Source organism: Halomonas sp. 111 (assembly GCF_052379685.1).
Lineage (GTDB): Bacteria > Pseudomonadota > Gammaproteobacteria > Pseudomonadales > Halomonadaceae > Vreelandella > Vreelandella citrativorans.
In genome coordinates, this window is sequence record NZ_JBQSYV010000028.1 from 16,330 (window position 1) to 41,591 (window position 25,262).

Below are 25,262 nucleotides of genomic sequence, written 5' to 3' on the forward strand. Positions count from 1 at the left end.
AGCGTCATTTTATGGAAAAATATTCCACATTAATACCGGCGCTAGATGAGTGGCTGTTGGGCGAGTAGGTAGATATCCATAATCCAGCCATGCGTTTCACGTAGTGCTGCGCGGCGTTCAATAATCTCGTCACTTACCTCGCTGAGCGGGCCTTTGATCAGGCACTGCTTATCCATGCCTAAATAAGCGCCCCACCAGATGTGGGTGTCGGCTTGTGGCAGCGTGGTAAACGCCCCGCCGCTGTCGAGCATCACGGCTACCGTGGCGGCATCTTCAGGCCAGCCGCGTTCGCGCAGGCGGCGGCCGGTGGTGATTTGGATGGGTTCGGCGAGCGCGTTGAGCGGGATTTTATGCTCGGCGGTGAGCACTTGCAGGCTGGTGATGCCGGGCACGACGTTGACCTCAACCGCACGGCCGCTATCCGTCAGGCGCTTGGCGATGCGCAGGCTGCTGTCGTAAAGCGAGGGGTCGCCCCATACCAGCATTCCTACTCGGCCACCGCCAGGCAGGTGCTTATCCATCAGCTCGGCCCATACGCTGGCAATGGCGTTATGCCATTCGTCTACTGCGTTTAGGTACTGGCTCTCGGCATCGCGGGTGGGTAAATCGAACTCAACGATGCGGGTATTAGCCGTTTCATTAAGAAGCTGTTCGCAAAGCACGCGGCGCAGGTCGATAAGGTCCGATTTCGCTTCACCCTTACGGGGTAGCAGAATCACTTCGGCCTCGTTGAGGGCACGCACGGCTGCGAGCGTTACGTGGTCGACGTTGCCGGTGCCAATACCGATCAGCGAGAGCGTGATCATGCGCCGCCCTCTTCATCGCTGCTGGCAAACGGTGAGTCGGCGGACTGGGGGCGAAAACGGCGGTCGTAACCTACCGCGTACAGGCTGCTTTCCTGAAAGTCTTCGGATTCGAGCACCGGCCCTACCAGAATCAGCGCCGTACGCTGGAGTGTGTTGTCGATCAGGGATTCCACCGTGGATAAGCGCCCGCGCACCACGTGCTCATCCGGCCAGCTGGCCCGCCATACAATCGCTACCGGGCACTCTTCGCCGTAATGGGGCGTCAGGCTTTCTACTACCTGGGCCAGGTTGTGGATGGAGAGGTGAATAGCAAGCGTGGTGCCGGTGCGGGCGAAGTTGGCCAGCGTTTCATTTTCAGGCATGGCGCTTGCCCGGCCCGGCGTGCGGGTCAGCACGACGGACTGCGCTACGCCGGGTAGCGTGAGTTCCTGGCCGAGCGTTGCCGCCGCCGCCGCAAAGGAAGGCACGCCGGGGGTAACACTGTAGGGAATATCAAGCTCGCGCAGGCGACGCAGCTGTTCGCCCATGGCGGACCACACTGATAAATCGCCGGAGTGCAGCCGGGCTACGTCATGGCCTGCGGCGTGGGCGGTTTGAATTTCCTGCATAATCTCATCGAGCGACAGCGGCGCGGTGTTGATGATGCGCGCGCCTTCTGGGCAGTGCTCGAGGATTTCTTCGGGGACGAGCGACCCTGCATACAGGCATACCGGGCAGGCGGCGATCAGGTCGCGCCCGCGCAGCGTGAGAAGATCCGGCGCGCCGGGGCCTGCGCCAATAAAATGAACCGTCATAATCCAACTCCTTGCGCCGCTGTGGCTGCCACCGCGGCCGTGGCCTTTCTATCGTCTGAAACTGTTCGCGGGCCTAGAAGCCGTGCCCCTTGGCCTGCGGCCAGCAGCGCCACGGCTTCGGCCACGCTGCCGGTGCCTTTTTCGCGCAGGCTGTAGGCGGAATGCGTCAGCGTGGTGGCGCTGGGTAATGCTTCGTCCGCTACGCCTATTACCGGGATGTTACGAGCGCTGCCCAGCGCTTCAACCAGTGGCAGCATACTGCGCGCTGCCGCCAACTGATCAATAGGGCCGTACTCGGCAATCAACTGATCCAGCGCCTGTTCAAGCGACTCACGCGTTGCCTGCCGGCGAAAGCCGAAACCTGCCACGTTCATCGCTATTGTTTGCGTAGTCATCGAACACCGCGCCACTGCACGATTGGGTAGCTGGATTTCCAGCCCCGGCGCGTGCCCATGGGCGCGGCGTGGGCAAGCTCCAGGCGCAGCAGTTCGCCGCCCGCCTGTTGCTGCCAATGCGCCAGCAACGCTTCGGATTCCAGCGTGACCGCGTTGGCTACTACCCGCGTGCCGTGGGGCAACACCTGCCATAAAGTGTCCAGCAGTTTTTGGGAAAGCCCTCCGCCGATAAACACCGCATCGGGCAGCGGCGCATTCTCAAGCACCTCCGGGGCGCAGCCTTCGTTTACCTCCAGCCAATCAACGCCGAGGTTTTCTGCATTACGCCGCGCCCGCGCGGCGCGCTCCGGATGCTGCTCAAAGCCAATGGCCTGATTATCCGGATGGGCCAGCAGCCACTCAATGGCGATGGAGCCAGAGCCAGTGCCGATATCCCACAACCGCTCCCCAGACTTGGGGGCAAGTGCCGAAAGCGTTAGGCTGCGCACGGCCTGCTTGGTGATCTGCCCATCGTGCTCAAAAAAGCTATCGGCCAGGCCCGGCGTTAAAGGCAGCGCGGGGCCGTTACCGGCGACTTCGATGCCGACCGCCACCGGGTGAGCGATATCCTCGGGTAGCGTATCCCCCATGCGCAGCGTGCGGACGCGTTCATCTTCACCGCCCAGAGCTTCCAGCACGCGTAGCTGGGAATCCCCAAAGCCAAATGTTTTCACCAGCGCGGCCAATTCAGCTACAGCGGCACCATCGCGTAACAGCACCAGCAAGCGTCTACCGCTTTGCAGGTAGGGTCGAATGCGGGTAAGCGGTTTAGCGTGCAGGCCCAGGCAGGTGCAGCGCTCAAGCGGCCAGCCCAACCGGGCCGCCGCTAGGTTAAAGGTCGAGGGTGATGGCACGGCGATCCATTCGCTGGCCTCCAAGTGGCGCGCCACGCTAGTGCCCGCCCCGAACCAGAACGGATCATTGGATACCAGCATGACCACTTGGCGGCCGCGCTCGTTGAGAAGTGCGGGGATGCCATCAAGAAACGGCACCGGCCACTCGCGAATATCCGCGTTTAACGGAGGAAGAAGCCGCAGATGGCGGCGGGCGCCGAACACGATTTCGGCACGTTCAAGCTGCTCACGGCTTGCCGCTGTCAGGCCCGCTGTGCCACTCTCCCCCCAACCTAACAGTGTGAGCCACGGAGCCTTGTTAACTAAAGCCATGATAAACGTCCTGATTCTTGGGGGTACGAGCGAGGCCAGTGCACTGGCCAGCGCCGTTAGCCAGCGCGGCATTCCAGCCATGTTCAGCTATGCAGGCCGCGTTAACGCGCCTAAAGCGCAGCCGCTGCCCACCCGCGTGGGCGGTTTCGGCGGCGCCGGCGGTTTGGCGGCTTTTATTACCCAACAGCGCATCACCCATATTATTGATGCAACCCACCCGTTTGCCACACAGATGAGCCATAACGTGTTGGCCGCCGCCCAGCAAACCGGCGTACCGGCGATTGCTCTGACCCGCCCCGCCTGGGTGCCCACCACTCACGATAACTGGCAACACGTGGCAAGTGTCGAAGAGGCGGTTAGCGCCCTCGAAGGCCCGCTCCAGCGTGTGCTGCTCGCCATTGGCCGCATGCACCTGGCCGCGTTTGCCGCACAACCTCAACACCACTATGTGCTGCGTTTGGTCGACGAGCCAACCGCCCCGCCGCCGCTTGCCCACTTCACCACCACGGTGGATAGAGGCCCGTTCACGCTGGAGGGCGATTTAGCGCTACTCAAAACCCAACGTATCGAGCGCATCGTGTGCAAAAACGCTGGTGGCGAAGGTGCTGTTTCCAAACTTGGCGCCGCCCGCGCGCTCGGCGTGCCAGTTATCATGATTGACCGCCCGGCGCTGCCCGCTCGCCATGAAGTGCATAGCGTTGATGAGGTGCTTGCCTGGCTTAATGATCGCTCTTGATCAAAGCGCTGAACGCGGCGTATAAACCAACGGCTCACCATCTCGCTCAATTAACCGCGTCTGTTTTGAACCGACAATCACCAGTGTGCGCATATCGGCCATTTCCGGGGTGGCATCTTTTAAGGCCGTTACGCGGATTGACTCTTCCGGCGTGGAAACCGCGCGGGCGAAGATGATCAACCGTTCGGGTTCGCACGCCTCGCGCAACACCTCCAACGTGCGTTCAAACCCTACCGGGCGCGATTTTGAGCGCGGATTATAAAACGCCATCGCAAAATCGGCTTCAACGGCCAAACGCAGGCGCTTTTCGATCAGCGCCCAGGGCTTCAAATTGTCGGATAAATTGATGCAGCAGAAGTCGTGGCCCAGCGGCGCGCCCGCACGGGCGCTGGCCGCCAGCATGGCCGAAATACCCGGCAGCACCTGAATATCCAGTGCGCGCCACGCGGCATCGCCCGCTTCCAGCGCTTCAAACACTGCCGAGGCCATGGCGAATACGCCGGGGTCGCCAGAGGAAACCACCACAACTCGGTGCCCTTCTAACGCCAGCTGCAAGGCCTGCTCGGCACGGCGAATCTCTTCGCGGTTATCCGAGCCGTGGCGCGTAAGTCCTTCCCTCGGCGCTACGCGGTTAACGTAAGGCACATAGCCGACAACGTCGGTGGCATCCGAAAGCGCGGCGGACACTTCGGGGGTCATCATCGCCTCGGCGCCTGGGCCCAGGCCGACAATTTTTAGCCAGCCGCTCATGGGCGCCTCCCGTTACCGTGAATCAGCACTATCGAGAAGTAAGGCACGCTCTCGCCAACGTCTACCAACGGCAGCACGCGCTGCTGCTCCATGGCAGCGTACTCAATCAACCACGCCTGGTCTTCCCGGCCCGCTTGTTTAAGCGCCCGGCGCAGCTTGTTTAGATTACGCCCAATCTTCATGACCACCAGCGCGTCGGTATCGGTGATATGTTTGCCGAGCGTTTCTTCCGGCAGCGTGCCCATCAGCACGGTCAGAATATCATCGCCCCAGGTAATCGGCTGCGCGGTCGCCGTCCAGGCGGCAGACATACCGGTAATCCCCGGCACTACCGACACCGGCACTTGGTTGAGCAGGCGCGTATACAGGTGCATAAACGAACCATAGAAGAACGGGTCGCCTTCGCAGAGCACCACCACGTTGTCACCGGCGTTGGCTATCTCGATCAGTTGGGCCACACATCGCGAGTAAAACTCCGAGAGCAGCGCGTTGTACTGCGGGTCGTCGAAAGGGATCTCTGTGGTAACCGGATACTCCATGGGCAGCTCGATAGTGCCGGAGGCTAACAAGCCTTCAACAATACTGCGCGCATGACCCTTGCGGCCCTTTTTACGAAAATAGGCGATATGTGTGGCGCCGCGAATCAGCCGGTCGGCGCGCACGCTCATCAAGTCCTGGCTGCCCGGCCCCAGGCCAACGCCGTAAACCGTGCCTTGCTTGGTACTTTGTATAGTTTCTTGCGTAGAGGCCTGAGTCATTCGACGCGATCCGCCATGGCGTTAATGGCCGCGACCGTCACCGCGCTTCCCCCCAAACGGCCACGAACGATGCAGCTGGGAATGGCGGGCGTCGCCCATAGCGCTTCCTTGGATTCAGCGGCGCCTACAAAGCCTACCGGGCAGCCGATTACTGCCGCTGGGCGTGGGCAGCTCGGGTCTTCCAGCATGTTCAAAAGATGAAACAGCGCGGTGGGCGCGTTGCCAATGGCCACCACGGCGCCTTCCAGATGCGGGCGCCATAGTTCTAGTGCTGCGGCCGAACGGGTGTTAGCCATTTCCTGGGCGAGGTGTGGCGTGCGCTCATCGTTCAGGGTGCAAATAATCTCGTTATTGGCCGGCAGCCGCTTGCGGGTGATGCCTTCGGACACCATGCGTGCATCGCAGAGAATCGGCGCGCCGCGTTCGAGTGCTGAACGCGCTTTATTGACCGCGTCATTTTGAAAGTGAATATGCGCGGCCAACTCGACAAGCCCGGCAGCGTGAATCATGCGCACGGCAACGGTCTCTTCCTCGGCAGAAAAGCGCGCAAGGTCGGCCTCGCTACGGATAATCGCGAAGGATTCCCGGTAAATCGCCGGGCCGCTTGTTTCATACGTATAGGGCACCCAAACTCTCCAAATATTCGACGACCTCAGTCTCGGTGAGGCCTATCTTAACGGGCGTGCTCTGGGCATCACCCTTAACAATAAGATTAAATCGGCCTGCCTGACCGACCAGGCACACGTCGGCCGATGAACGGCGGGCGCACCCCTTGGCGCAACCGGATATATGAACGCTGTGTCTTTTAACGCCGGGCGCTAACCGTTTAGCCAGCGGCTGGGTAGCAACGCTTGCCTGAGCGCAGTAAGGCGCGCCGGGGCAGGCATCCATCAATAAGCGCGTATCCTGATTATCACTGATCAACCCTTCAACCGGCTCACTTGCGCCCTTGACCCATAAGCGTCGCCACGGCGTTACCCGCACATAGCTTACCGCCGCAGGCGTAACCGCTGCCCGCAACGCAGCAGCGGCTGCGCGCCCAAACGGCAGCCCGTAAACCATCCCCGCTTGATACTTGCCAAGCGCCAGTACCGCGCCCTGCGTTGCATTCTCCATGGCAGAAGCGCTCGCGGGGCGCATTTTAGCAGGTGACCACGCGGGAAGCGGCACTTTATGCCGCCGCATCCGCCCGGCGTCATTTCCGCCGCTTTCCACAAACCAGTGCGTCAGGCGTATTAAATGCTCAATGGCCGCCTCAATAGAGCCCACCGGGGTACCGCAGGCCTGGCCTTCAGCGCGCACTATCAGCCCGCCTTCTATTGCGCGTTCCACTCGAAAATCAGCGGAGGTATCTCCCAATACCGCTAATTCACCCACATCAATCGCAATGCCAACTTTGCTGGGCATCGCGGCCAGTTCACTGCCTCGCAGCTGTAATAAGCAGGCAAGTTGATGCGTGTCATCGCCCGCCTGCCAGCCGGGCGCTAGCAGGCACTGGGGTTGCTGCTCGGTGGCGGGGTCCGCACTGACCAATTCGTGCACTACCAAAAAATCCATTAGCGGCGGCCATGTGCTTTCCGAGACGCCGCGCAGCTGAATATTGGCGCGGCTGGTTAACTCAATTAACCCATTGCCATAGGTTTCCGCTGCGTCGCACAGCGCGAGCACCTGCGCCCTGGATAGCTGGCCGAGCGGTGGGCGCACGCGCACCAACCAGCCGTCACCGGTTTCCATAGGCCGCCAGGCGCTTGGGCACCAGCCTTTGATCAGCGGACTAGTGCTCATAAACTGGCGGTTTCCCTGGCTTCGTCCATTTCCAGCAGCAGGTCTTGCAGCGCGTCGCCGTGCTCGCTGGGTTCCTGCCACATGCCGCGCTGGGCAGCTTCCAGCAACCGCTCGGCCATCTCTTCAAGCGCTGCGGGGTTATGCTCACGTAAAAACTGCTGGTTGGCCTCATCCAGCACCAGCGCTTCGCTCACCTGGGCGTACTGGTAATCCGCCACCAAATCCGTGGTGGCGTCATAAGCAAACAGGTAGTCGACCGTGGCGGCCATCTCAAACGCGCCCTTGTAGCCGTGTTCGCGCATGGCGTTGATCCACTTGGGGTTCAACACGCGCGAGCGAATGACCCGGGCAAGCTCCTCTTTGAGCGTGCGAATTTTGGGTACGGCGGGGTTGGCGTGGTCGGCGTGATAAATCTCCGGCGCCTGGCCGGCAAGCGCGCGGGTAGCGTTGGCCATGCCGCCCTGAAAGGCGTAGTAGCTGTTGGAATCGAGAATATCGTGCTCACGGTTATCCTGATTCTGCATCACCGCATCCAGCCCTTTGATCTGCTGCTCAAAGGCGCCGCGTGCGGCGGTGCCGGAATCCGCGAACTGCCCGTAAGCGTAGGCGCCGGTGCCCAGGTAGGCCTCGGCCAGGTCATCGGCATCGCTCCAGCTACGGTTTTCAATCAGCCGGTTCAGGCCTGCGCCATACTCGCCAGGCTTGCTGCCAAAAATACGGTAGCTCGCTTCCTGGGCGGCCATTTCGGCACTTAACCCTTGCGCTTCAAGGGCGTGCTGGCGTTCAAGCACAGCGGCGCGAATGGTGTTGCTATCGCCCGGTTCTGCATAGTTGGCCACTGCTTGCACGGCGGCATCAAACAGGCGAATCACGTTCGGAAAGGCATCGCGAAAGAATCCGGATACGCGCAGCGTGACATCCACCCGTGGGCGGTTAAGCAGCATCGAAGGAATCACTTCAAAATCGATCACCCGCTGAGAACCCAATGACCATTTGGGCCGCACGCCCATCAGCGCAAAGGCCTGGGCGATATCGTCGCCGCCGGTACGCATGGTCGCGGTCCCCCAGATGGAGAGCCCCAAGCGGCGTGGATAGTCACCGTGATCCTGCAGGTAGCGTTCGACAAATGCCTGGGCGGACTTTTCGCCCAGCGTCGAGGCGGCGGGCGATGGGATCGAGCGGTTGTCCAAGCTGAAAAAGTTGCGCCCGGTGGGCAGCGTATCCAACCGCCCCCGGCTCGGCGCACCGCTCGGCCCGGCGGGTACAAAAATCCCCTCAAGCCCATCCAGCAGCGAGCCAATCTCCATCTTTACGCCCTGCTGCATGGCGGCCCACAGCTGCTCGCGGGCAAATTTAAGCTGCTCAGCCGTGGTGGGATACACCTGGGCAAGCGCTGCCAGATTGCCTTGGGTCAACACGTAGTCGGCTACAAGCTCTTCGCCGAGCAGCTCCAGCCGCTCGCGGGTATCGGCGCCGGTTCGCCAGGCAGCGGTTAGTTTGCTTGCTAGCACAGCCGGTTTAGGGCCAAGCCAAGGCTCGCTGCCCGCCGCCAGCGGGTCGAAGTCCTCGCCCAGCGCCAGGTCAGCGGCCAGATTGTGCAGCAAACCGCGGCTTGCCACCGCTTCACCACGCGGCAGCCTTAACAGTGCTACCAGCGTGGCCGCCCGTTTTTCCTCGGGCGGAAGCTCACCCAGTATGTGCAGGCCGTGGCGAATCTGGGCTTCCTTGATATCGCACAGAAACGTATCCAGCTCATTGAGAATTTCGCTGTCACAGCTGCTATTCACCGCGTGGGCAAGCTCTTGATCAATGCCGGTTGCCCGCAAGTGAGCCAATATCTGTTCGCGAATCAGCGCTTCGCGACGCGGGTCCATGTCCAGCGCCTGATAATACTCATCGGTCAGCGCTTCAAGCTCGGCCATAGGGCCGTAAAGTTCAGCGCGCGCCAGCGGCGGCATCAAGTGATCGATAATTACCGCCTGGCTTCTGCGCTTGGCCTGGGCGCCTTCGCCGGGGTCATTGACAATAAACGGATAAAAGTGCGGCATCGGCCCGAGCGCGATATCCGGCCAGCATTCGGCGCTTAACGCGCTGCTTTTACCCGGCAGCCACTCCAGATTACCGTGCTTGCCCACGTGAATAACCGCCTCGACCTGATAGTGCTCGCGCAGCCAGAGGTAGAACGCCAGGTAGCTATGCGGCGGCGCCAGCTCCATATCGTGATAGGACTGGGTCAGGTCTTCGATAAAGTCGCGCTCGGGCTGGATGCCCACGAAGGTTTCGCCCAGGCGGATACCCGAGATCATCAGCCGCCCCTGGCGGCATTTGGGGTCATCTTGCGGCGCGCCCCAGCGGGTCCATATCGTTTTCTGAAGCGCGGCGGGCAGGGTTTGAAACCAGGCCAGATAGTCGTCAACGCTGATGCTTTGCCAGCAGGCGCGCTGATCCAGGCTGTCATGATCGTTAGTAACCGCGCCCTGGAGCAGGCGAATCAGCGCATCGCCGCTTTCCGGCAATTCGCTTAGCGGATAACCAGCACCTTGCAGGGCATTTAAAATGTGCAGCGTAGAGGCCGGTGTATCCAGCCCCACGCCGTTACCGATACGCCCATCGCGGTTGGGGTAGTTGGCCATAATCAGCGCGACGCGCTTTTGGGCATTGGGCGTTTGGCGTAGGGCGCAAAACCGTTGGGCCAGCTTGGCCACAAAGGCGGCACGCTCCGGGTGCAGCGTATGGTGCGTGACAGAGAGCTGGGCGCGAGCGTTATAGTGCGCCTCGGCTTTAAACCCAACGGCGCGGGTGATAATCCGCCCGTCCATTTCGGGCAGCACTACCTGCATGGCGACATCGCGGCTATGCAGGCCTGCGGCCATGCCCTGCCAGTCATCCGCCGTACTGCTGGCGAGTATCGCCTGAAGCACCACCGGCCGCCCGACAAAAAGGCTCTCATGAAGATTGCTGCCCAGCTCATCTGCTGCATTGGCGTCATCGGCGGTACGGTTTACCGAAAAGCCGGTGGTATTGACCACCAGCATGGCGCCGGTTTGCTCAATGAGGTGATTGGCGAACGCGATGCAGGGGCCTTCTTTTAAAGAGGCCACCGCGACGGCTAACGGCTCAAGCCCTTCGTCTTTCAGCGCGTCGATCATGCCGTCGAGCACAGCGGTATTCGCGCCTTGCAGGTGGCTGCGATAAAACAGCAGCAGGCACACCGGGCGCTCTGCAATACGCTGGTCACGCCACTCGCTTAGGCTGACCGCCTGCTGGCCGTTGGCTTGGGGTGCGTAAATTACCGCCGCCGGAATCACTTTAGGCTCTTGCCACAGATGCTCGTGCGCTAAACATTCATTGGCGATAAATCGAAGCATCTGCTCGGCGTTATCCACACCGCCTTCGCGCAAGTAGCGCCATACGCGGTAGGCATCGTCAAAGGCAATGCTAGAGTCTTCCAGCAGGGCATCGTCCGGGGCATCGCAGCCGGGCACCAGAATCAGCTGGCGCCCGGGCTTGGCAGCCGCCCAAGCCAGAAGCCGCTCGTAGCCATATTGCCAGTAGCCCTTTCCGCCCAGCAGTGACACCACCACCAGCCGGGCCTTTTCCAGCACGCGGTCTTCGTAAAGATCAAACGCCGCTGGTTTCACCAGGTTCATCCAGTTCGCCAGCCGCACCGAGGGGTAGTCATCGCCCAGGCGATCAACCGCCTGGGCCAACGCCGACAGGTTGCTGTCAGCGGCGGACATAATGACAACCTCGGCAGGGCTTTGCTGCAGGTCGATGATGCCTTCATCATCAACAAAGCCTCCCGGTTTGGCGGCGAAAAGATGCATTAGGCGCTTACCGATTTCTCAGCGCTGGCCAACGCCTTATGAATTTCATCGCTGTTCAGCGTTTTGCCGATAATCACCAGTTGGGTCTGGCGCGGCTCGTCCTGGCGCCACAATCGGTCAAAATAGCCGTCCAGGCGCTCGCCGACGGCCTGGATGACTCGGCGCATGGGCTTACCGGGAATTGCCGCAAAGCCCTTGGCGCGATAGATCTCCTGGGTTTTCAGCAGGTGTTGAAGCTTGGCCGCCAGCTCATCGCCATCGACTTCGCCCAGCGTAATCACGCAGGAATCAAAGTTATCGTGGGCGTGATCGTGGTGGGCGCCTTCGGCATGGTGCTTGTCGTGATGGTTGGTAATCTTGTCGATATGCTCTTCACTGGCCGCGCCTATGCCCATCAGGGCTTCCAGCTGGGCCGTGTCAGTCGCTAGCGTTTGGTCGATAAACAGCGTTTTGACCGATGCGGGTACCCGCGCCTGTACCAGCGCTTCAACGCGGGCTTTCTCGTCGGCGCTCAGCAGGTCGGTTTTACTGACCAGCACTAAATCCGCCGCGCTTAGCTGGTCATCCAGCAGTTCGCGCAGGCTGGGGTCGTGATCAAGGCTGTCATCGGCCAGCCGCTGGGCGGCAACCTTTTCTTCGTCGTTGGCAAACCGGCCCGCAGCGACGGCAGGCCCGTCGATCACCGTGATAATCGCATCCACGGTGCAGTGCTGACGCACTTCCGGCCAGTTAAACGCCTGTACCAGCGGCTTGGGCAAGGCCAGCCCGCTGGTTTCGATCAGGATATGGTCGATATCATCACGCCGCGCCACCAGTTGTTTCATCACCGGCAAAAACTCTTCTTCCACCGTGCAGCAGATGCAGCCATTGGCCAGCTCGTAAATGCTGCCGTCTTCACCGGAGGCGATTTGCTCACCCTCGTCACTTTCTGCGTCACAATCCAGCGCACAGCTACGCAGCAGGCTTGAGTCGATATCCTGCTCGCCAAACTCATTGACGATAACCGCAATTCGCTTACCGGTGATCTGGCGCAGAATATTGGCCAGCAAGGTGGTCTTGCCGCTGCCCAGAAAACCAGTCACAACCGTGGCGGGAATTTTATTTAACTGCATGCGAGGATTCCTTAATTTGGGAGCTTGCGGCCGTGGCCTGCGCTGAATCGTTGCCAAGAGCGTGGCTAAACAGACGCGCTACCGCCGCAGGATTATTCGGGAAAAACAGATGTAAGTAGGTCGCCGTCAGGCGCCCGGCACGATAAATCGGCTCGCCAGGCGCTGGGTGGCGCTGGCGGCGCCCGTAAGCAATCGGCTCGGGCGTTTGCTCGGCCATCGAGCGATGGTGCGCATGGCCGCGAACCGGTCCTTCGGGTAGCTCGGCAGTCTGCATGCCTTGGCAACCGCGACGCCCGCGCATGGCACCGTGCCCCGGCAGTAAACCGAGCATGGAGTGAGGGTTCTCAGCATAGTCGGTTAACGTTTCCAGGCTATACAGCATGCCACCACACTCGGCGAGGATGGGTTTGTCCGCGCTAAAGAAGCCTTTTATGGCATCGCGCATGGCGCCGTTCGCCGCAAGCGCCTGCGCGTGAAGCTCCGGGTAGCCGCCGGGTAGCCAAAGGGCATCGCACTCGGGCAGTTCAGCGTCGCTCAGCGGCGAGAAAAAGCGCACCTGCGCGCCCATCTGCGCCAGCAGGTCCAGGTTGGCCTGATAAATAAAGCTGAACGCCGCATCGCGGGCTACGCCTATCGTCTGCCCTGTTAGCCCTTGCGGCACAGCGGGAAGCGCCTCAGTAGAAGCACTAAAGCTGACCGGCGAAAGCGTGGCGAGCGCATCCAGCAGGCCTGCGGCTTCCAGCGCCTGCGCGGCGGCTTCAAAGCGAATTTCCAGATCGTCGCGAATCTCTTCCGCCTGCACCAGGCCCAGATGGCGCTCGGGAAGTGCCAGCTCAGGGTCACGTGGTACAGCAGCCAGAAACGGTATGGCTTCAGGCAGCGCGCCTTCAATCAGCTCACGGTGGCGCTGCGAGCCACAGTTATTGGCGATCAGCCCGGCAAAATGAATGTCTTCACGAAAGCCAGCCAGCCCTGTAACCAGCGCAGCGGCGGTTTGGGCCATGCCTTTAACATCCATCACGATGGCCATGGGAATGCCGAACAGCGCGGCTAAATCGGCACTGGAAGGCTCGCCGTCAAACATCCCCATGGCGCCTTCCACCAGAATCAAATCGGCTTCAACAGCGGCTTCATAAAAGCGTTGGCGGCAGTAGGCTTCGCCTGCCATCCATAAGTCGAGCTGATCAACCGGCTGGCCCGAGGCCTGGGCGAGTATTTGCGGGTCCAGGTAGTCCGGACCAGTTTTAAATACCCGCACCACCTTGCCCTGATTACGCAGCAGCCGCGCAAGCCCAGCGGTTACCGTGGTTTTACCCTGGCCTGAGGCCGGTGCCGAGATAAACAGCGCGGGGCAGCGGGCGGAAGGTGTGCTCATCAGTACTCGATCCCCGGCTGGGCTTTAACGCCGCCGCGAAATGCGTGACGCTCATCCTGCACGGTGCTGATAGTGTCGGCGATTTCCTGAAGCGGCTGCGCCATGGTGCGCCCGGTAATAATCACGTTTTGATGCGCCGGGCGACGCTTTAAAGCCTCGACCACCGGCACCGGGTCCAGGTAGCCGTACTTGAACATGTAGCTCATTTCGTCCAGCACGATGATGTTATAGGCCGGGTCTTCCAGCAGCCCCTTAGCGATTTTCCAGGCGGCTTCGGCGGCCTTTATATCGCGCTCGCGGTCCTGGGTTTCCCAGGTAAACCCTTGACCCATGATGTGCCAGTCAAGCCTTGGGTGGTCACGAAAGAACAGGTATTCACCGGTTTCGCGCCGCCCTTTAATGAACTGAATGACCGCGCCTTTCTGACCATGCCCCAGCGAGCGCGCCAATGTACCGAGCGCCGAGCTGCTTTTACCCTTGCCGTTGCCTTTGAGCAGGATTAACACCCCGCGCTCATCAATAGCGCGGCTGATGCGCTCGTCGACCACCTCTTTTTTGCGCTGCATGCGGTTTTGGTGATTGCTATCGCTCATGCTGACTCCTGGGTGGGCATGGCCCAATAGTGGGCGCCCAGCTGCTGGGCAAGGCGCGCGGCCTGGCCACGTTTTACAAATGAGTATTCGGTATCCATCACCACGCAGTCTCCCAGTTTTGGCAGGTCTGCAACGGTTTCGCGGGTGCGTCCGTCGGTGATCAAGTAAGTGCGTATATGCAGGCCAGGCTCACGGCACTGCCACTGGCGAATCAACCGTCCTGCCTCCTCTACCACTTTACGCAGCGGCGTACCGCCCCCGCCATCGGCACTATTCAGCGTCGCTTCCAGGCTTTTGGGGGCGCGTTGTCGGGTGAATAACGCTGTCACCGCATCGTTGCCAAAGCCCAATACGGCCAGCTGCTCGCGCGCGCTGTACGCCTGGCGAGTCAGGCTATCGACCCAGCCCTTGGCTTGGCCCAACAGGCGCTTACCCAGCGTCGAGCCGGAGGTGTCCAGCAGCACCAAATGCAGCACCGGCTGCCCAGTGCGCGCTTTTTGATAACGCAACTGCCGCCAAGGCCATTGGCCGCGATTGGCGATCAGCGTAGCAAACCAGTCTGGCCGAGGGCTCAGCGCAGCCCTGGTTCGCCCCTGGCCCGCTTCATCACCCTTGCGCCTACCACCCAGTGATAGCGGCTGCTTAGCCACAGGCCGGTGGGAAGAAGGAGCCAAGCGTAGCGCAGGGAGATCAAGCGGCTGACTATCCCGCATATTCTGCGCCACGGGCGGCATGGCGCCCCACTGTCCTTGCTCGCCAGAATGTCCACTGGCAGACGGCTGACCGCCAGAAGGTTTTTCATTTGGCGTGGATGACGGGGGCGGAGAAGACGGCGGTGTGGAAGATTCACGCGTACGCCGATGGGCCAATATCCAAGGCTCAACGGTATCGACATCGTCCTGAGTGATCGTATCGCTCCCCCGCCAAGCGGCATGGGCCTGGGCGGCGCGGTGCCAGGTAACATCGGCACGCAGGCCTTCAACGCCGGCCTCTTCACAGCGCCTGGCGATGTGCGCGTAAACCCAATCAGGTGCGGTAACGGCAGCAAGCGTGCGGCGCGCCTGCTCGATACGTTCACGCAGGGCTGACTGCTCATCAGCGTAGTCGGCGATAAAGCGCTCGGGGTCGCGATCAAAAGCATCGCGCTGCTGCACGATGGCGATGCGTTCTTCGATACGGATGGAGGCTGGCTGTTCCAGACAGAGGCCAAAGCGGTCGAGCAACTGCGGGCGCAGTTCCCCTTCATCCGGGTTCATGGTGCCAATCAGGCTAAAGCGTGCCGCGTGGGAGTGACTGATACCGTCGCGTTCGACGATATTGACCCCACTGGCAGCCACATCCAGCAGCAGATCAACCAGCGTGTCAGCGAGCAGATTGACTTCATCGACGTACAAAACGCCGCCATGGGCTTTGGCCAACAGCCCTTCGTGAAAGGTAGCTTCGCGCTCGTTCAATACCTTTTGCAGGTCCAGGCTACCGGTCAGGCGGTCTTCGCTGGCGCCCAGCGGCAGCGTAACAAACGGCGACGTGTCGCCCTGACCTGATTCTGGAAGCAGTGCGGCCAACGCGCGGGCGAGGGTCGATTTTGCGCTGCCTCGCGGGCCGCTAATCAGCACGCCGCCAATGCGCGGGTTAATCACGTTCAGAAGCAGCGCTTTTTTAAGCGATGCCTGGCCGACGACGGCGGTAAAGGGAAACTCAACCACAGGCATCACCATGGGCAGAAGGAACATTAACTTGATTTAACAAGAAGATATTGAGCTACTCAGCGCCCTAACAAGCGAGTAAAGCGCCTACTTTACAAGCGGGTAAACCTAATACATTAAGCGACGCATGGACACTGCAACACACGTGAAAGTTATTCATCACTGACAAGAGAATAACGATAGAGCCAAGCGCCGATAAAATGACTACAATAACCGCGCATTATAGAGGATGGCACCAGGGTGTAGCCACCTCCCCGCTTAAGCAAGTCATCAATCGCAAAGGTTTTTCGTGCTTTATCGTCACATCTTCGGCAGTCTGTCGAGTTTTATATCCATCGGCACCCGGAATACCATTCTATGAAGCCCTTCTCCGCCCTACCTGCTACCTCGTTTACGCCATGAAAGCGGTTGCGATGCAAAGCACCCAAGCACCGCGCTCTCAGGCGCACTGGTTTTGGCTTGCCCCCTTGGTATTGCTGGTAGCACTGCTCGCCGGTACGGCGATTGGTGAAACCTCGATCCCTGTGGATACGATTCTCAAGGTATTGGCCAATCATCTTCTGGGCGCTAACTACGCTGTTGATCGTATTGATGCCGGTATTATCTGGAACTACCGCTTAAGCCGCGCCATTGTGGCTGCGTGTTGTGGCGCCGCGCTGGCGCTGGCCGGAGTGGTGCTTCAAGCGTTGCTGCGTAACCCCCTGGCGGACCCGTACTTGATGGGTATTTCTGCAGGCGCCTCAACCGGTGCCGTAGCCGTTACCGTAGCAGGGCTTGGTGCGGGTGCTTTCACTTTATCTGCCGGGGCGTTTGCCGGGGCAGTACTTGCCTTTGGCCTGGTGGTACTGCTTGCCCATGCAGCCAGCAGCGGGACTGGCGGTGGGCGCAGCACCCAAGCCGCCGGGGCTATTATTCTGGCGGGCATTGCAGGCTCTCAACTGTTTAACGCGCTGACCGCCTTCATCATTACCAAGTCGGCCAGTGCCGAGCAGGCACGCGGCATCATGTTCTGGCTACTGGGCAATCTTTCCGGCGTGCGCTGGAGCGATGTCGTGATCGCTTTACCTGCCACCCTGGGCGGCCTGCTGATTTGCCTTTGGCACCGCCGCGCACTGGACGCCTTTACTTTCGGCGCCGACAGCGCGGCGTCCATGGGCATCGCCGTGCGCCCAACACGGGGGCTGTTAATTATTGCGGTAGCGCTGGTGACAGCCATTATGGTGTCGATGGTGGGCGCTATTGGCTTTGTCGGTTTGGTCATTCCGCATGCCATGCGTTTTATCGTGGGCACCCAGCACACGCGCCTGGTGCCCGCTTCGGCACTTGCTGGCGCCGTGTTTTTGATTGGCTCAGATATTCTCTCGCGCATTCTGGTGCCCGGCCAGGTGCTGCCCATTGGGGTTATTACCTCGCTGATCGGCGCGCCAGCTTTTGCGATGATTCTTGTTCGCGGCACGAGGAACCGATGAAATTAACCGCTGAACAGCTGGGCTGGAGCGTGCATGGACGCACGCTTTTAAAGGACGTTTGCCTGGACGTTGCGCCCGGCCAAACCTTTGGCTTGATTGGCCCCAACGGCTCAGGCAAGACCACGCTGCTTCGCCTGCTGGCAGGTTTAAACAAACCCAAAACGGGTCATGTGCACATGGGCGGTCAGCCGATCGCCAAAATGCGCCAACGCCATATTGCGCAGTCTATCGCAATGGTTGAACAGCAGGCGGAAACCACCGATAGAATTCATGTGCGTCAGGTGGTTGCACTGGGACGTACGCCGTTTCTCACTGCGCTTCGCCCCTGGTCTGCCGAGGATGATGCGATTGTCGGCCAGGCACTGGATGACGTGGATATGGCACACATGGCGGACCGCCTCTGGCATACCCTTTCTGGCGGTGAGCGCCAGCGCGTTCATATTGCCCGGGCACTGGCCCAGCAACCCAAAATTCTCCTGCTGGACGAGCCCACCAACCATTTGGATATCCGCCACCAGCTCTCCATTCTTGAGCTGGTCAGGCAATTGCCGATTACCGTTGTGATCACCCTGCACGACCTTAACCAGGCCATGGAGTGCGACCGCATTGGCGTGATGGACGGCGGACGACTGATCGCCAGCGGCCAACCACATGACGTGCTAACCGCCCAGTGCTTACAAGAGACGTTCGGCGTGCATGCCCACGTGCTGGATGATCCCATTGACGGCAAACGGATCATGCGTTTTAGAAGCGCGGTTTAAAAGGCATGCCAGCCACTCTCTGCGTACACGCCAGACAATAAAACAGCACTAATTCTATGCTGGCATCGGCATAACCAACCCATGGCGCACATACCAAACGTGCTCGGCACGTTCCGCTACGTCTTGGCTAAACCAGCCGTTTAAATCACGCAGGCGGCGTTGGTGGCGCTCGATGGGCACTATGCCTCGGCCGATATCGCTGGCGATAATAACCAGCGCTGTTTGCTGCGCCTTGGCAGATTGCAGAAGCTCGTTTAAATCATCGCACCATTGTGACCGCCAGCCATCGCTTCCTGCATCTGAGTCCATGGAGGCTGAGAGCCACTCCAGTACGCCATGCAGTATTAATGGTGTGCTGGGCAACATTACCCCGGCGCACTCACGTAAGCGCTGCCCAGGCGCTAACCGCCACCAGACAGCACTTGGAAAACGTGTTTTTACAAGGCTTCGCTTACCGGCACAGGCACCGCCGATGAACAGTTGCATAGCCACTCTCCTTTTCCACAATCGCCGGGGTGATACGTCAATTGCCAGCGTCTTCCCTGGGCCTGAGTCACCGCGCCATCCCAAAACTCAATCGTTTCAAAGCGGCGACGAAGCTCGCGGATAACGCCGCCATGCGTCACGACCAGAATCTTGTGATACCCATGCGCCAAGGCATCTTTCGCTACATCGGCAAGCCAAAGCGCCAAGCGCTCACGTAACTGAGCCGCGGACTCGCCACCGGGAATTTGTAGCTCGCCGACACTATCCACCCAGGCTCGATAATGCGGCAAGTCCTTAAGTTCATCGTAAACCTTGCCTTCATAATCGCCAAAATTGAGTTCTTGTAGGCGAGACTCCAAACGTAGCGGCACCCCCGGCTTGGCCGCTTGAATCCATTCAAGCGTTTGTTGGCAGCGGTGAAGGTCACTTGAATAGATCGCGTCAAAACGCTCGCTTGCTAGCGCTTCGCGAAGTGCTAAAAGCCCCTCTTCAGCATCAGGAAATAACAACGGAATATCGCGCTGCCCCTGATAGCGGCGCTCTACATTCCAGGCGGTGATGCCATGGCGTACCACCACCAGCTCAACATTAACCCCATCAGCCACAACTCACCCCCTTCTATCGTCGCACCCACCATATCACCATTAATACCCTGGAACAGTGTCATCAGCGCCCATCGGCTGGCGACTACAAATAAGCCCGTCGCAAGACACATTGCCATAATGCCCGGCCAAAAAAGCGCGAGCAGCAGCAAAGGTACCAGCGCCAGCAGTACATCACGCAGGCCAAGCGACTGTTTCCAGGCCCAGGCCAGCCCTGTTTGTTGAGCACATGGCGTGAATACCAGTAGCATTGCACCGCCCCACCGCCCCAGCGCGGGGAGTACCACCAACCACCAGAGCGGAGCACCGTATTGCAGCAATGCCCAAAGCAGGACGCCTTTCCAGGCAAGCAAAAAAAGCAGCGCCAGGATGCCGAAACTGCCAATTTGGGGGTCTTTCATGATTTCCCAGCGGCGCGCCAGCGGCTGATTGCTGCCCAGTGCATCGGCTAAATCCATTACCCCATCCAGGTGCAAGCCACCGCTCAAGCCCACCCATAGGCTGAGCAGCGCAAGTGCGGCAATTGGCGTGGGCGCGTTTTGAAGCAACAGCGCCAGCAGCGCTAACAAACTACCCAACAATAGCCCCACCAGGGGATAGACACGGATAGCCCAGCGGCGGGTTTTAGGTGTCCAAGGGCAAGCAATCGGTACCGGTAAGCGGGTTAAAAACTGCAGGGCAAGCGCACCACCATAAAAAGCATTTTTCATGAAGGCTCACTCTTGGGTTTCCACTCAATGGCATGCCCAGCCACCACTTCAAGCACCGAGTTTGCCTCAGCCGCCAGCCAGCAATGCAGTGCCTGTAAAAACGTCAGGAAACTCCAGAGTTCTTTATCAGGTGAAGGCAGATCCTCATTGAGGTCGTTGGACACCAGCACCAGGTGAATGCCTCGCGAGCGCGCATCTTGTACGCTCTTTTGTAAGAGCGCCTTGCCTTGGGAGTCAGTTAAACCACCCGCGTAACGCACCTGACTGGCCCAGAGTGTCAGGCAGTCCAACAATACAGCGGCGCCATCGGGCACTTGTGCGATAGCTTGGTCAATGGCAATGGGTGCCTCTATCGTGATCCAACGCGTATCCCGTGCGCTTTGATGGCGTGCCACTCGAGCCGCCATCTCTGCGCCATAAACCTCCGCAGTAGCAATGTAGTAGCAACTGCTCCCCTTGGCGGCTTTTATTACCTGCTGCTCGGCCACTGCGCTTTTCCCCGAGCGAGCGCCGCCACTAACAAAGACAATCATTCAGTACCTTTAATAATCGTTGGTTCGCTGTTGCGCCACGCAGGGCAATGCGCACCCAATCACCGTCCAGACCTGCAAAGTTATGCGTATGACGAACCAGTATGCCGTTTCGCAACAGATGCTCAAAAAGTACGTTACTGGTAAGCCCCCTTTCACGCAAAGTGTTATTAGGCCTTACCAGAAAAAAATTCGTCGTGCTGGTGACGACATCAAGCTCTTTTGTAGGCAGAGATGCCGCCATCAGCGGATGCTGCTGGTTTAGCCAGCTGCGAGTTTGCTCAGCAAACACCGCATCCCGAAGGAGCGGCGCCACCAACGCAGCCGCCATCTGATTTACGCTCCAGGGCGGTTGATGCACCGCCAGCGTTTGGATGACCACCGAAGACGCCAGCACGTAGCCTACGCGTAACCCCGGCAACGTATAAAACTTGGTCATCGAGCGTAGCAGCAGTAGATGCGGATACTCGGTCAACAGGGGCGTTAACGACGCTCTTTCCCCCTCCTCCACGGTCATATCGACAAACGCTTCATCAACCACCACATCGCAACCTATCGCTGCCGTGCGGGCCAATAGCGCCTGCATGGTACTCAGTGGAATCAACGTAGCGGTAGGGTTATTGGGGCGGCATAAAAACAGTACGCTGATGTCTTTTAGTGATGCCATTAATGCGTCGAGATCAAGCTCAAACGTTGGAGCGGGTAACGCAATATAAGTAATTGGCAAACGGTGTGCGCGGCAGGCGCGCGCATACTCTCCAAAGCCAGGCGTCACGATGGCGGCGCGCTTGCCTGCATATCGGGCTGCCGTTAAAAAAATCGCCTCAGCGCCCCCGTTGGTCAGCAGTACCTGCTCGGGCGTAACGCCGTGGTAGGCGGCTATCGCTTCCCGAGCCTCGCGATAATCAGGTGCCGGGTAATGGGCTAGCGACGCAATCGACGTAGTGAGCGCGTTTGCCACCCACTCAGGCGGACCAAGCGGATTAAGGTTGGCGCTAAAGTCTTCTATCGGGTGCGCATCGGGTAGCCCAAAGCGCTTTAAAAGTGCGGCTGGCTGGCCACCATGGCTTGGCCAGTGAGAGACGCACTGCTCTGCTTTATAGCTCACCTTACCCCCACCCATAGCAACCCCATCAGCACCATAAACAGCAGCCACCCTACATGCATTAGTTGAATGGTCGCCCCAATGTGCGTCACGTTTAGTGGCGCCAGTGGCTCGCCAAGCGTTGCGCGCCGAGAAATAGCGCCTTGATAGGTATTAAGCCCACCCAACTGCACACCCAATAGCCTGGCAACCATGGCCTCTGGCCAGCCGGCATTGGGGCTTGGGTGACGCGGGGCCTCTTGGAAAGTGGCACGTAGCGCGCCTCGCCAGCGTAGCGGCTTGTTGGCCACCAAGGCCAATAAAATGCCGCCTAACCAAAGGCAACACGCGGTGATTCGGGCAGGCAGCCAGTTGGCAATATCGTCCAGCTTGGCCGAGGCAAAGCCAAAATTTTCAAAGCGCTCGTTACGGTAACCTACCATGGAGTCCAGCGTGTTAATCGCCTTATACGCCAGAGCTAACGGCGCCCCACCTATCATGGCAAAAAACAGCGGTGCGGTAATACCATCCACGGTATTTTCAGCCACGGTTTCCACCGTCGCCCGAGTGATTTCAGCCTCATCGAGCGCTGCCGTATCGCGCCCAACAATCATGGAAAGCGCTTGGCGTGCGCCCGGCAAATCGCCGTTAGCCAGCGGTACCGCGACGGCTCGGCCTGCATCCGCCAGCCCTTTAATGGCAAGCGTTGTAGCCAGCAGCCAGAGCTCCGCAGCTAACCCAAGCCAAACGTTAATCGCCGTTAACAGCGCAAGCACTGACCAGCTTACGCCCCATACGCTAATGACGACGGTTGCGGTGAGTAGAAATCCCCGGCGCTTTCGCTGTGAATCAGTGCCTCGATTCCAGCGCTTTTCCAAAAAGCTGATCATGCGGCCAATGAAAACGACCGGGTGCGGCAACGAGCGAGGGTCGCCTAGTAGTAAATCCAACCCGATAGCGAGGGTAATAAGCAGTAGCAGGGTCACGCTGTTTTGTCCGCGATACCGGCGGAGGTAAACGTCGCCATTTCAGCCATCATGGCGGTAGCCGCCTGGAGCAAAGGGAAAGCCAGCGCGGCACCGCTGCCTTCCCCCAAGCGCATGCCCAGCGCGAGTAACGGTGTTGCCTCAAGCGCTTCCAGCGCTACCCCGTGGCCTGGCTCTTCAGAGCGATGACCGAATACAAGATAGCCGCTTACAGCGGGGCAAATTCGGCAGGCAGTCAGTGCGGCCACGCTCGCAATAAAGCCATCGACAATGACGGGCAGACGATAAGCGGCTGCAGCCAAATAGGCGCCGGTCATCGCGGCTATTTCAAGCCCACCCAAGGTGGCCAGCACACTTAACGGTTGATTCGCCTCAAAATGCCGCGCCGCAAGCGCCCGTTCAATAACATTCACCTTATGGGTTTGCTGCTGGCTGTTAAGCCCCGTGCCTGCGCCCACCACCTGAGCCACCGGCGTACCGGTCAAGGCCGCTAACATGGCGCTACTCGCGGTGGTGTTGGCAATGCCCATCTCGCCTACTATCACACTACGACAACCCGCCTGGTGAGCGCGCCTCACGGCACTAATGCCTGCCTCAATTGCCGCTTGGGCTTGCTCAGGGAGCATGGCATTTTCAATAGCAATATTACCCGAGGCGCGACGTATCTTATTGACGACCACGCCCGGCATATCAATATCGCCTACGACACCCACATCGACGATTTCCAGCCTGGCGTTCACCTGCCGGGCAAACACGTTGATTGCCGCACCTCCGCTGGCGAAGTTGGCGACCATCTGTGCCGTAACCGCTTGGGGAAAGGCAGAAACGCCTTCGGCGGCAACGCCATGGTCCGCGGCAAACACCACGACCCCAGGCGGCGTAAGAGTAGGCGCACGTTCACCGCTAATTTCGCTAAGCTGAATCGCCAACTGCTCTAGCATCCCAAGGCTTCCAGGCGGCTTGGTCAGCGTGTCCAGATACGCCCTTGCCCTATCACCAGCAGCGTAATCAACAGGTTGTATCTGGGCAATAAGGGAATGCATAGCGAGCTCCGGTAGCGTAAAAGAAAACAGACAGTTAAGCCTCAAATAGTAACAAACGTTGGGGCTTTAACGTTGCTCTTTCATCGCCGCGCACCTGGCTTTTTAGCCGTTACGCTGGTGCTATTGCAGTGTTGCCGGAGGATTGGCCTGCCACCCGCCGCCCAGGGCTTTAAATAACGTCGCTGCCGCCGCCAACCGTTCGCGCTGCACATCCGCACGGTCAAGCTCGGCTGAAAGCAGCGAGCGATCAGCGTCGAGCCTTTCCAGCATGCTGACTTGCCCTTGCTCATGCATCAGCACCGCAAGCTCCTGCGCCCGCTCTACCGCCTCAAGCTGGTCATTGACTGCCTCGACGCGCTGCTGGCTGATATCGTAGTTATACAGCGCATCGCGTACTTCGTTGAAGGCGGTCAACACGGTTAGTCGATACTGCGCATCGGCTTGTTCGACCAGCGCTTCCGCGCTTTCCACATTGGCTCGGCTGCGCCCGAAATCCAGAAGCGGCCCAACAATTGATGCACCAAGCCCCCAAGAGTGTGCATTATCGGTAAACAGGTCGCTGGTATTGGCCGCCACGCTTGCCAGGGAAGCATTGAGGTTCAGCGATGGCAAACGGCCGGCTTCGGCCACACCAACCTGGGCGTTAGCGGCGATCAGCTCAGCCTCCGCTGCCCGCAGGTCTGGCCGCCGCTGAAGCAGTTCTGAAGGGAGTAAATGCGGAATACGCGCAGGCTCAGCAATTTCGCGTAGATGCGTATCGCCAAAATCAAGCTCGCCCATTAGTTCACGCGGTGACATCCCCGCCAGCACGGCCAAGGCGCCTCTCAGCGTCTCTACCCGCTGAGTAACCTGCGGGAGTTCAGTACGCGCGCCCTGCCACTCAGCTTCAGCCTGGCGCACCTCAAGTTCACTGCTTTCACCCAACTCGAACCGCAGTTGTTGCAGCCGGTACGTCTCTTCGTAAGCGGCCTGCGTCTCTTCAAGTATCGCCTGCTGGTACTGAGCGCTTTTAAGATCGAAATAGGTAGTGACAACATCCGCAATGACGCCAATTTCAGCGGCATCGTGGGCAAACTGACTCTCTTCAAACATGGCGATGGCGGCCTCGCGTTGGCGCGCCAACCGTCCCCAAAGGTCAAATTCATACTCAAGGCTACCCGCGAGAGAGTATTGATTGCTGGTCGAGGTGAGCAAGTCTTGCACCGGCTCAATATCGATGGGTATGGAAGCCCCAGGCATGCGTTCGCGGTTAGCTTCAGCTTGGTAACCAACGCTTGGGAATAGCTCGGCATCGGCCAACCCCAACTGTGCTCGGGCCTCTTGAATACGGCCCAGTTGAACGGCCAATTCGAGATTATCCTGCGTGGCACGGGCAACCAGCGTATTTAAGGCGGGATCATTGAACTGCTTCCACCAATCGCGCCATTCGCTGCGCTCTGCCTGGCTGAGCGTAATACGCTCAGGCCAGGTATCCGGTAGCGCTATTTCAGGACGCTGATAATCAGGCCCTACCGTACAGCCACTTAATAAAGCGACAAGCGCCACCCCTAACCAACGGCGTTTGACGTTCCCCTTGTACATCTGCACTCCTTTGCATTCTTCTACAGTGTTTGCCACCGTTGAGCTATTCATCCACTCAAATAATTATCTCAGGATAAAATTAAACAACCGTTCGTCGCACTCCCCGCTAACTACTATAGTTCTAACAGCTATGGCTCTAACGACGATGGTTCTAACGACTATAGTTGC

24 protein-coding genes are annotated in these 25,262 nt (G+C 59.4%); 3 read left to right on the forward strand and 21 right to left on the reverse strand.

Annotation, left to right across the window (positions count from 1 at the left end):
- Positions 1 to 41: 41 nt before the first annotated feature.
- The 4 genes from cobF to cbiE are packed head-to-tail and all read right to left on the reverse strand — an operon-like array spanning position 42 to position 3,200.
- Positions 42 to 806, reverse strand: coding sequence for a precorrin-6A synthase (deacetylating) (gene cobF, locus ACT3T7_RS17065; protein ID WP_444631694.1), 765 nt, complete (start codon positions 804 to 806; stop codon positions 42 to 44).
- On the reverse strand, positions 803 to 1,600 hold the full coding sequence (gene cobM, locus ACT3T7_RS17070; RefSeq protein WP_444631696.1) for a precorrin-4 C(11)-methyltransferase: 798 nt from the start codon (positions 1,598 to 1,600) through the stop codon (positions 803 to 805). Before cobM ends, cobF begins: the two co-directional genes overlap by 4 nt.
- Positions 1,597 to 1,995 (reverse strand): cobalamin biosynthesis protein, encoded by a 399-nt coding sequence (locus ACT3T7_RS17075; RefSeq protein WP_444631698.1) that lies wholly within the window; start codon positions 1,993 to 1,995, stop codon positions 1,597 to 1,599. Before ACT3T7_RS17075 ends, cobM begins: the two co-directional genes overlap by 4 nt.
- Entirely contained in the window at positions 1,992 to 3,200 is a 1,209-nt protein-coding gene (gene cbiE / locus ACT3T7_RS17080) for a precorrin-6y C5,15-methyltransferase (decarboxylating) subunit CbiE (RefSeq protein ID WP_444631699.1), read from the reverse strand. Before cbiE ends, ACT3T7_RS17075 begins: the two co-directional genes overlap by 4 nt.
- Between cbiE and ACT3T7_RS17085 the strand changes: the two genes are divergently transcribed.
- Positions 3,199 to 3,936, forward strand: coding sequence for a cobalt-precorrin-6A reductase (locus ACT3T7_RS17085; protein WP_444631700.1), 738 nt, complete (start codon positions 3,199 to 3,201; stop codon positions 3,934 to 3,936). The genes cbiE and ACT3T7_RS17085 overlap by 2 nt on opposite strands.
- On the opposite strand, the gene cobJ is transcribed toward ACT3T7_RS17085, so the two are convergent.
- From cobJ to ACT3T7_RS17130, 9 genes are read right to left on the reverse strand one after another with little or no spacing between them, the layout of a single operon-like run.
- The gene (gene cobJ / locus ACT3T7_RS17090; RefSeq protein ID WP_444631701.1) at positions 3,937 to 4,686 is read right to left on the reverse strand and encodes a precorrin-3B C(17)-methyltransferase; all 750 of its coding nucleotides are present in this window, start codon (positions 4,684 to 4,686) and stop codon (positions 3,937 to 3,939) included. It abuts the gene before it with no gap.
- On the reverse strand, positions 4,683 to 5,444 hold the full coding sequence (gene cobI, locus ACT3T7_RS17095; protein WP_444631702.1) for a precorrin-2 C(20)-methyltransferase: 762 nt from the start codon (positions 5,442 to 5,444) through the stop codon (positions 4,683 to 4,685). Before cobI ends, cobJ begins: the two co-directional genes overlap by 4 nt.
- Complete coding sequence (locus ACT3T7_RS17100; RefSeq protein ID WP_172118253.1) at positions 5,441 to 6,070, reverse strand: precorrin-8X methylmutase; 630 nt, start codon at positions 6,068 to 6,070, stop codon at positions 5,441 to 5,443. Before ACT3T7_RS17100 ends, cobI begins: the two co-directional genes overlap by 4 nt.
- The gene (locus ACT3T7_RS17105; protein ID WP_444631703.1) at positions 6,054 to 7,229 is read right to left on the reverse strand and encodes a cobalamin biosynthesis protein CobG; all 1,176 of its coding nucleotides are present in this window, start codon (positions 7,227 to 7,229) and stop codon (positions 6,054 to 6,056) included. Before ACT3T7_RS17105 ends, ACT3T7_RS17100 begins: the two co-directional genes overlap by 17 nt.
- On the reverse strand, positions 7,226 to 11,056 hold the full coding sequence (cobN, locus tag ACT3T7_RS17110; protein WP_444631705.1) for a cobaltochelatase subunit CobN: 3,831 nt from the start codon (positions 11,054 to 11,056) through the stop codon (positions 7,226 to 7,228). The genes ACT3T7_RS17105 and cobN overlap by 4 nt, the downstream gene beginning before the upstream one ends.
- The gene (gene cobW / locus ACT3T7_RS17115; protein WP_444631707.1) at positions 11,056 to 12,168 is read right to left on the reverse strand and encodes a cobalamin biosynthesis protein CobW; all 1,113 of its coding nucleotides are present in this window, start codon (positions 12,166 to 12,168) and stop codon (positions 11,056 to 11,058) included. Before cobW ends, cobN begins: the two co-directional genes overlap by 1 nt.
- Complete coding sequence (locus ACT3T7_RS17120) at positions 12,155 to 13,543, reverse strand: cobyrinate a,c-diamide synthase (protein ID WP_444631708.1); 1,389 nt, start codon at positions 13,541 to 13,543, stop codon at positions 12,155 to 12,157. The genes cobW and ACT3T7_RS17120 overlap by 14 nt, the downstream gene beginning before the upstream one ends.
- Complete coding sequence (gene cobO, locus ACT3T7_RS17125) at positions 13,543 to 14,136, reverse strand: cob(I)yrinic acid a,c-diamide adenosyltransferase (RefSeq protein ID WP_444631709.1); 594 nt, start codon at positions 14,134 to 14,136, stop codon at positions 13,543 to 13,545. The genes ACT3T7_RS17120 and cobO overlap by 1 nt, the downstream gene beginning before the upstream one ends.
- The gene (locus tag ACT3T7_RS17130; protein ID WP_444631710.1) at positions 14,133 to 15,854 is read right to left on the reverse strand and encodes an AAA family ATPase; all 1,722 of its coding nucleotides are present in this window, start codon (positions 15,852 to 15,854) and stop codon (positions 14,133 to 14,135) included. The genes cobO and ACT3T7_RS17130 overlap by 4 nt, the downstream gene beginning before the upstream one ends.
- 401 nt (positions 15,855 to 16,255) lie before the next feature.
- Here ACT3T7_RS17130 and ACT3T7_RS17135 point away from each other — a divergent pair, with 401 nt between their 5' ends.
- Entirely contained in the window at positions 16,256 to 17,311 is a 1,056-nt protein-coding gene (locus ACT3T7_RS17135; RefSeq protein ID WP_444631712.1) for a FecCD family ABC transporter permease, read from the forward strand.
- Positions 17,308 to 18,072 (forward strand): ABC transporter ATP-binding protein, encoded by a 765-nt coding sequence (locus tag ACT3T7_RS17140; protein ID WP_444631713.1) that lies wholly within the window; start codon positions 17,308 to 17,310, stop codon positions 18,070 to 18,072. The genes ACT3T7_RS17135 and ACT3T7_RS17140 overlap by 4 nt, the downstream gene beginning before the upstream one ends.
- Positions 18,073 to 18,126: 54 nt before the next feature.
- On the opposite strand, the gene ACT3T7_RS17145 is transcribed toward ACT3T7_RS17140, so the two are convergent.
- The 8 genes from ACT3T7_RS17145 to ACT3T7_RS17180 all read right to left on the reverse strand — a co-directional run bounded on the left by ACT3T7_RS17145 (position 18,127) and on the right by ACT3T7_RS17180 (position 25,094).
- Positions 18,127 to 18,558: a bifunctional adenosylcobinamide kinase/adenosylcobinamide-phosphate guanylyltransferase gene (locus ACT3T7_RS17145; protein WP_444631715.1), complete on the reverse strand. Its 432-nt coding sequence runs from the start codon at positions 18,556 to 18,558 to the stop codon at positions 18,127 to 18,129.
- The gene (locus ACT3T7_RS17150) at positions 18,510 to 19,163 is read right to left on the reverse strand and encodes a histidine phosphatase family protein (RefSeq protein ID WP_172118263.1); all 654 of its coding nucleotides are present in this window, start codon (positions 19,161 to 19,163) and stop codon (positions 18,510 to 18,512) included. The genes ACT3T7_RS17145 and ACT3T7_RS17150 overlap by 49 nt, the downstream gene beginning before the upstream one ends.
- Positions 19,100 to 19,870, reverse strand: coding sequence for an adenosylcobinamide-GDP ribazoletransferase (gene cobS, locus ACT3T7_RS17155; RefSeq protein ID WP_444631717.1), 771 nt, complete (start codon positions 19,868 to 19,870; stop codon positions 19,100 to 19,102). The genes ACT3T7_RS17150 and cobS overlap by 64 nt, the downstream gene beginning before the upstream one ends.
- Positions 19,867 to 20,403, reverse strand: coding sequence for a bifunctional adenosylcobinamide kinase/adenosylcobinamide-phosphate guanylyltransferase (locus ACT3T7_RS17160; RefSeq protein WP_444631719.1), 537 nt, complete (start codon positions 20,401 to 20,403; stop codon positions 19,867 to 19,869). The genes cobS and ACT3T7_RS17160 overlap by 4 nt, the downstream gene beginning before the upstream one ends.
- Entirely contained in the window at positions 20,387 to 21,508 is a 1,122-nt protein-coding gene (cobD, locus tag ACT3T7_RS17165) for a threonine-phosphate decarboxylase CobD (protein WP_444631720.1), read from the reverse strand. The genes ACT3T7_RS17160 and cobD overlap by 17 nt, the downstream gene beginning before the upstream one ends.
- On the reverse strand, positions 21,505 to 22,470 hold the full coding sequence (cbiB, locus tag ACT3T7_RS17170) for an adenosylcobinamide-phosphate synthase CbiB (RefSeq protein ID WP_444631721.1): 966 nt from the start codon (positions 22,468 to 22,470) through the stop codon (positions 21,505 to 21,507). Before cbiB ends, cobD begins: the two co-directional genes overlap by 4 nt.
- Positions 22,467 to 23,513, reverse strand: coding sequence for a nicotinate-nucleotide--dimethylbenzimidazole phosphoribosyltransferase (gene cobT / locus ACT3T7_RS17175; RefSeq protein WP_444631723.1), 1,047 nt, complete (start codon positions 23,511 to 23,513; stop codon positions 22,467 to 22,469). Before cobT ends, cbiB begins: the two co-directional genes overlap by 4 nt.
- 120 nt (positions 23,514 to 23,633) lie before the next feature.
- A complete protein-coding gene (locus ACT3T7_RS17180) occupies positions 23,634 to 25,094 on the reverse strand; it encodes an efflux transporter outer membrane subunit (RefSeq protein ID WP_193055077.1) in 1,461 nt (486 codons plus the stop codon).
- Between the last annotated feature and the right edge of the window lie 168 nt (positions 25,095 to 25,262).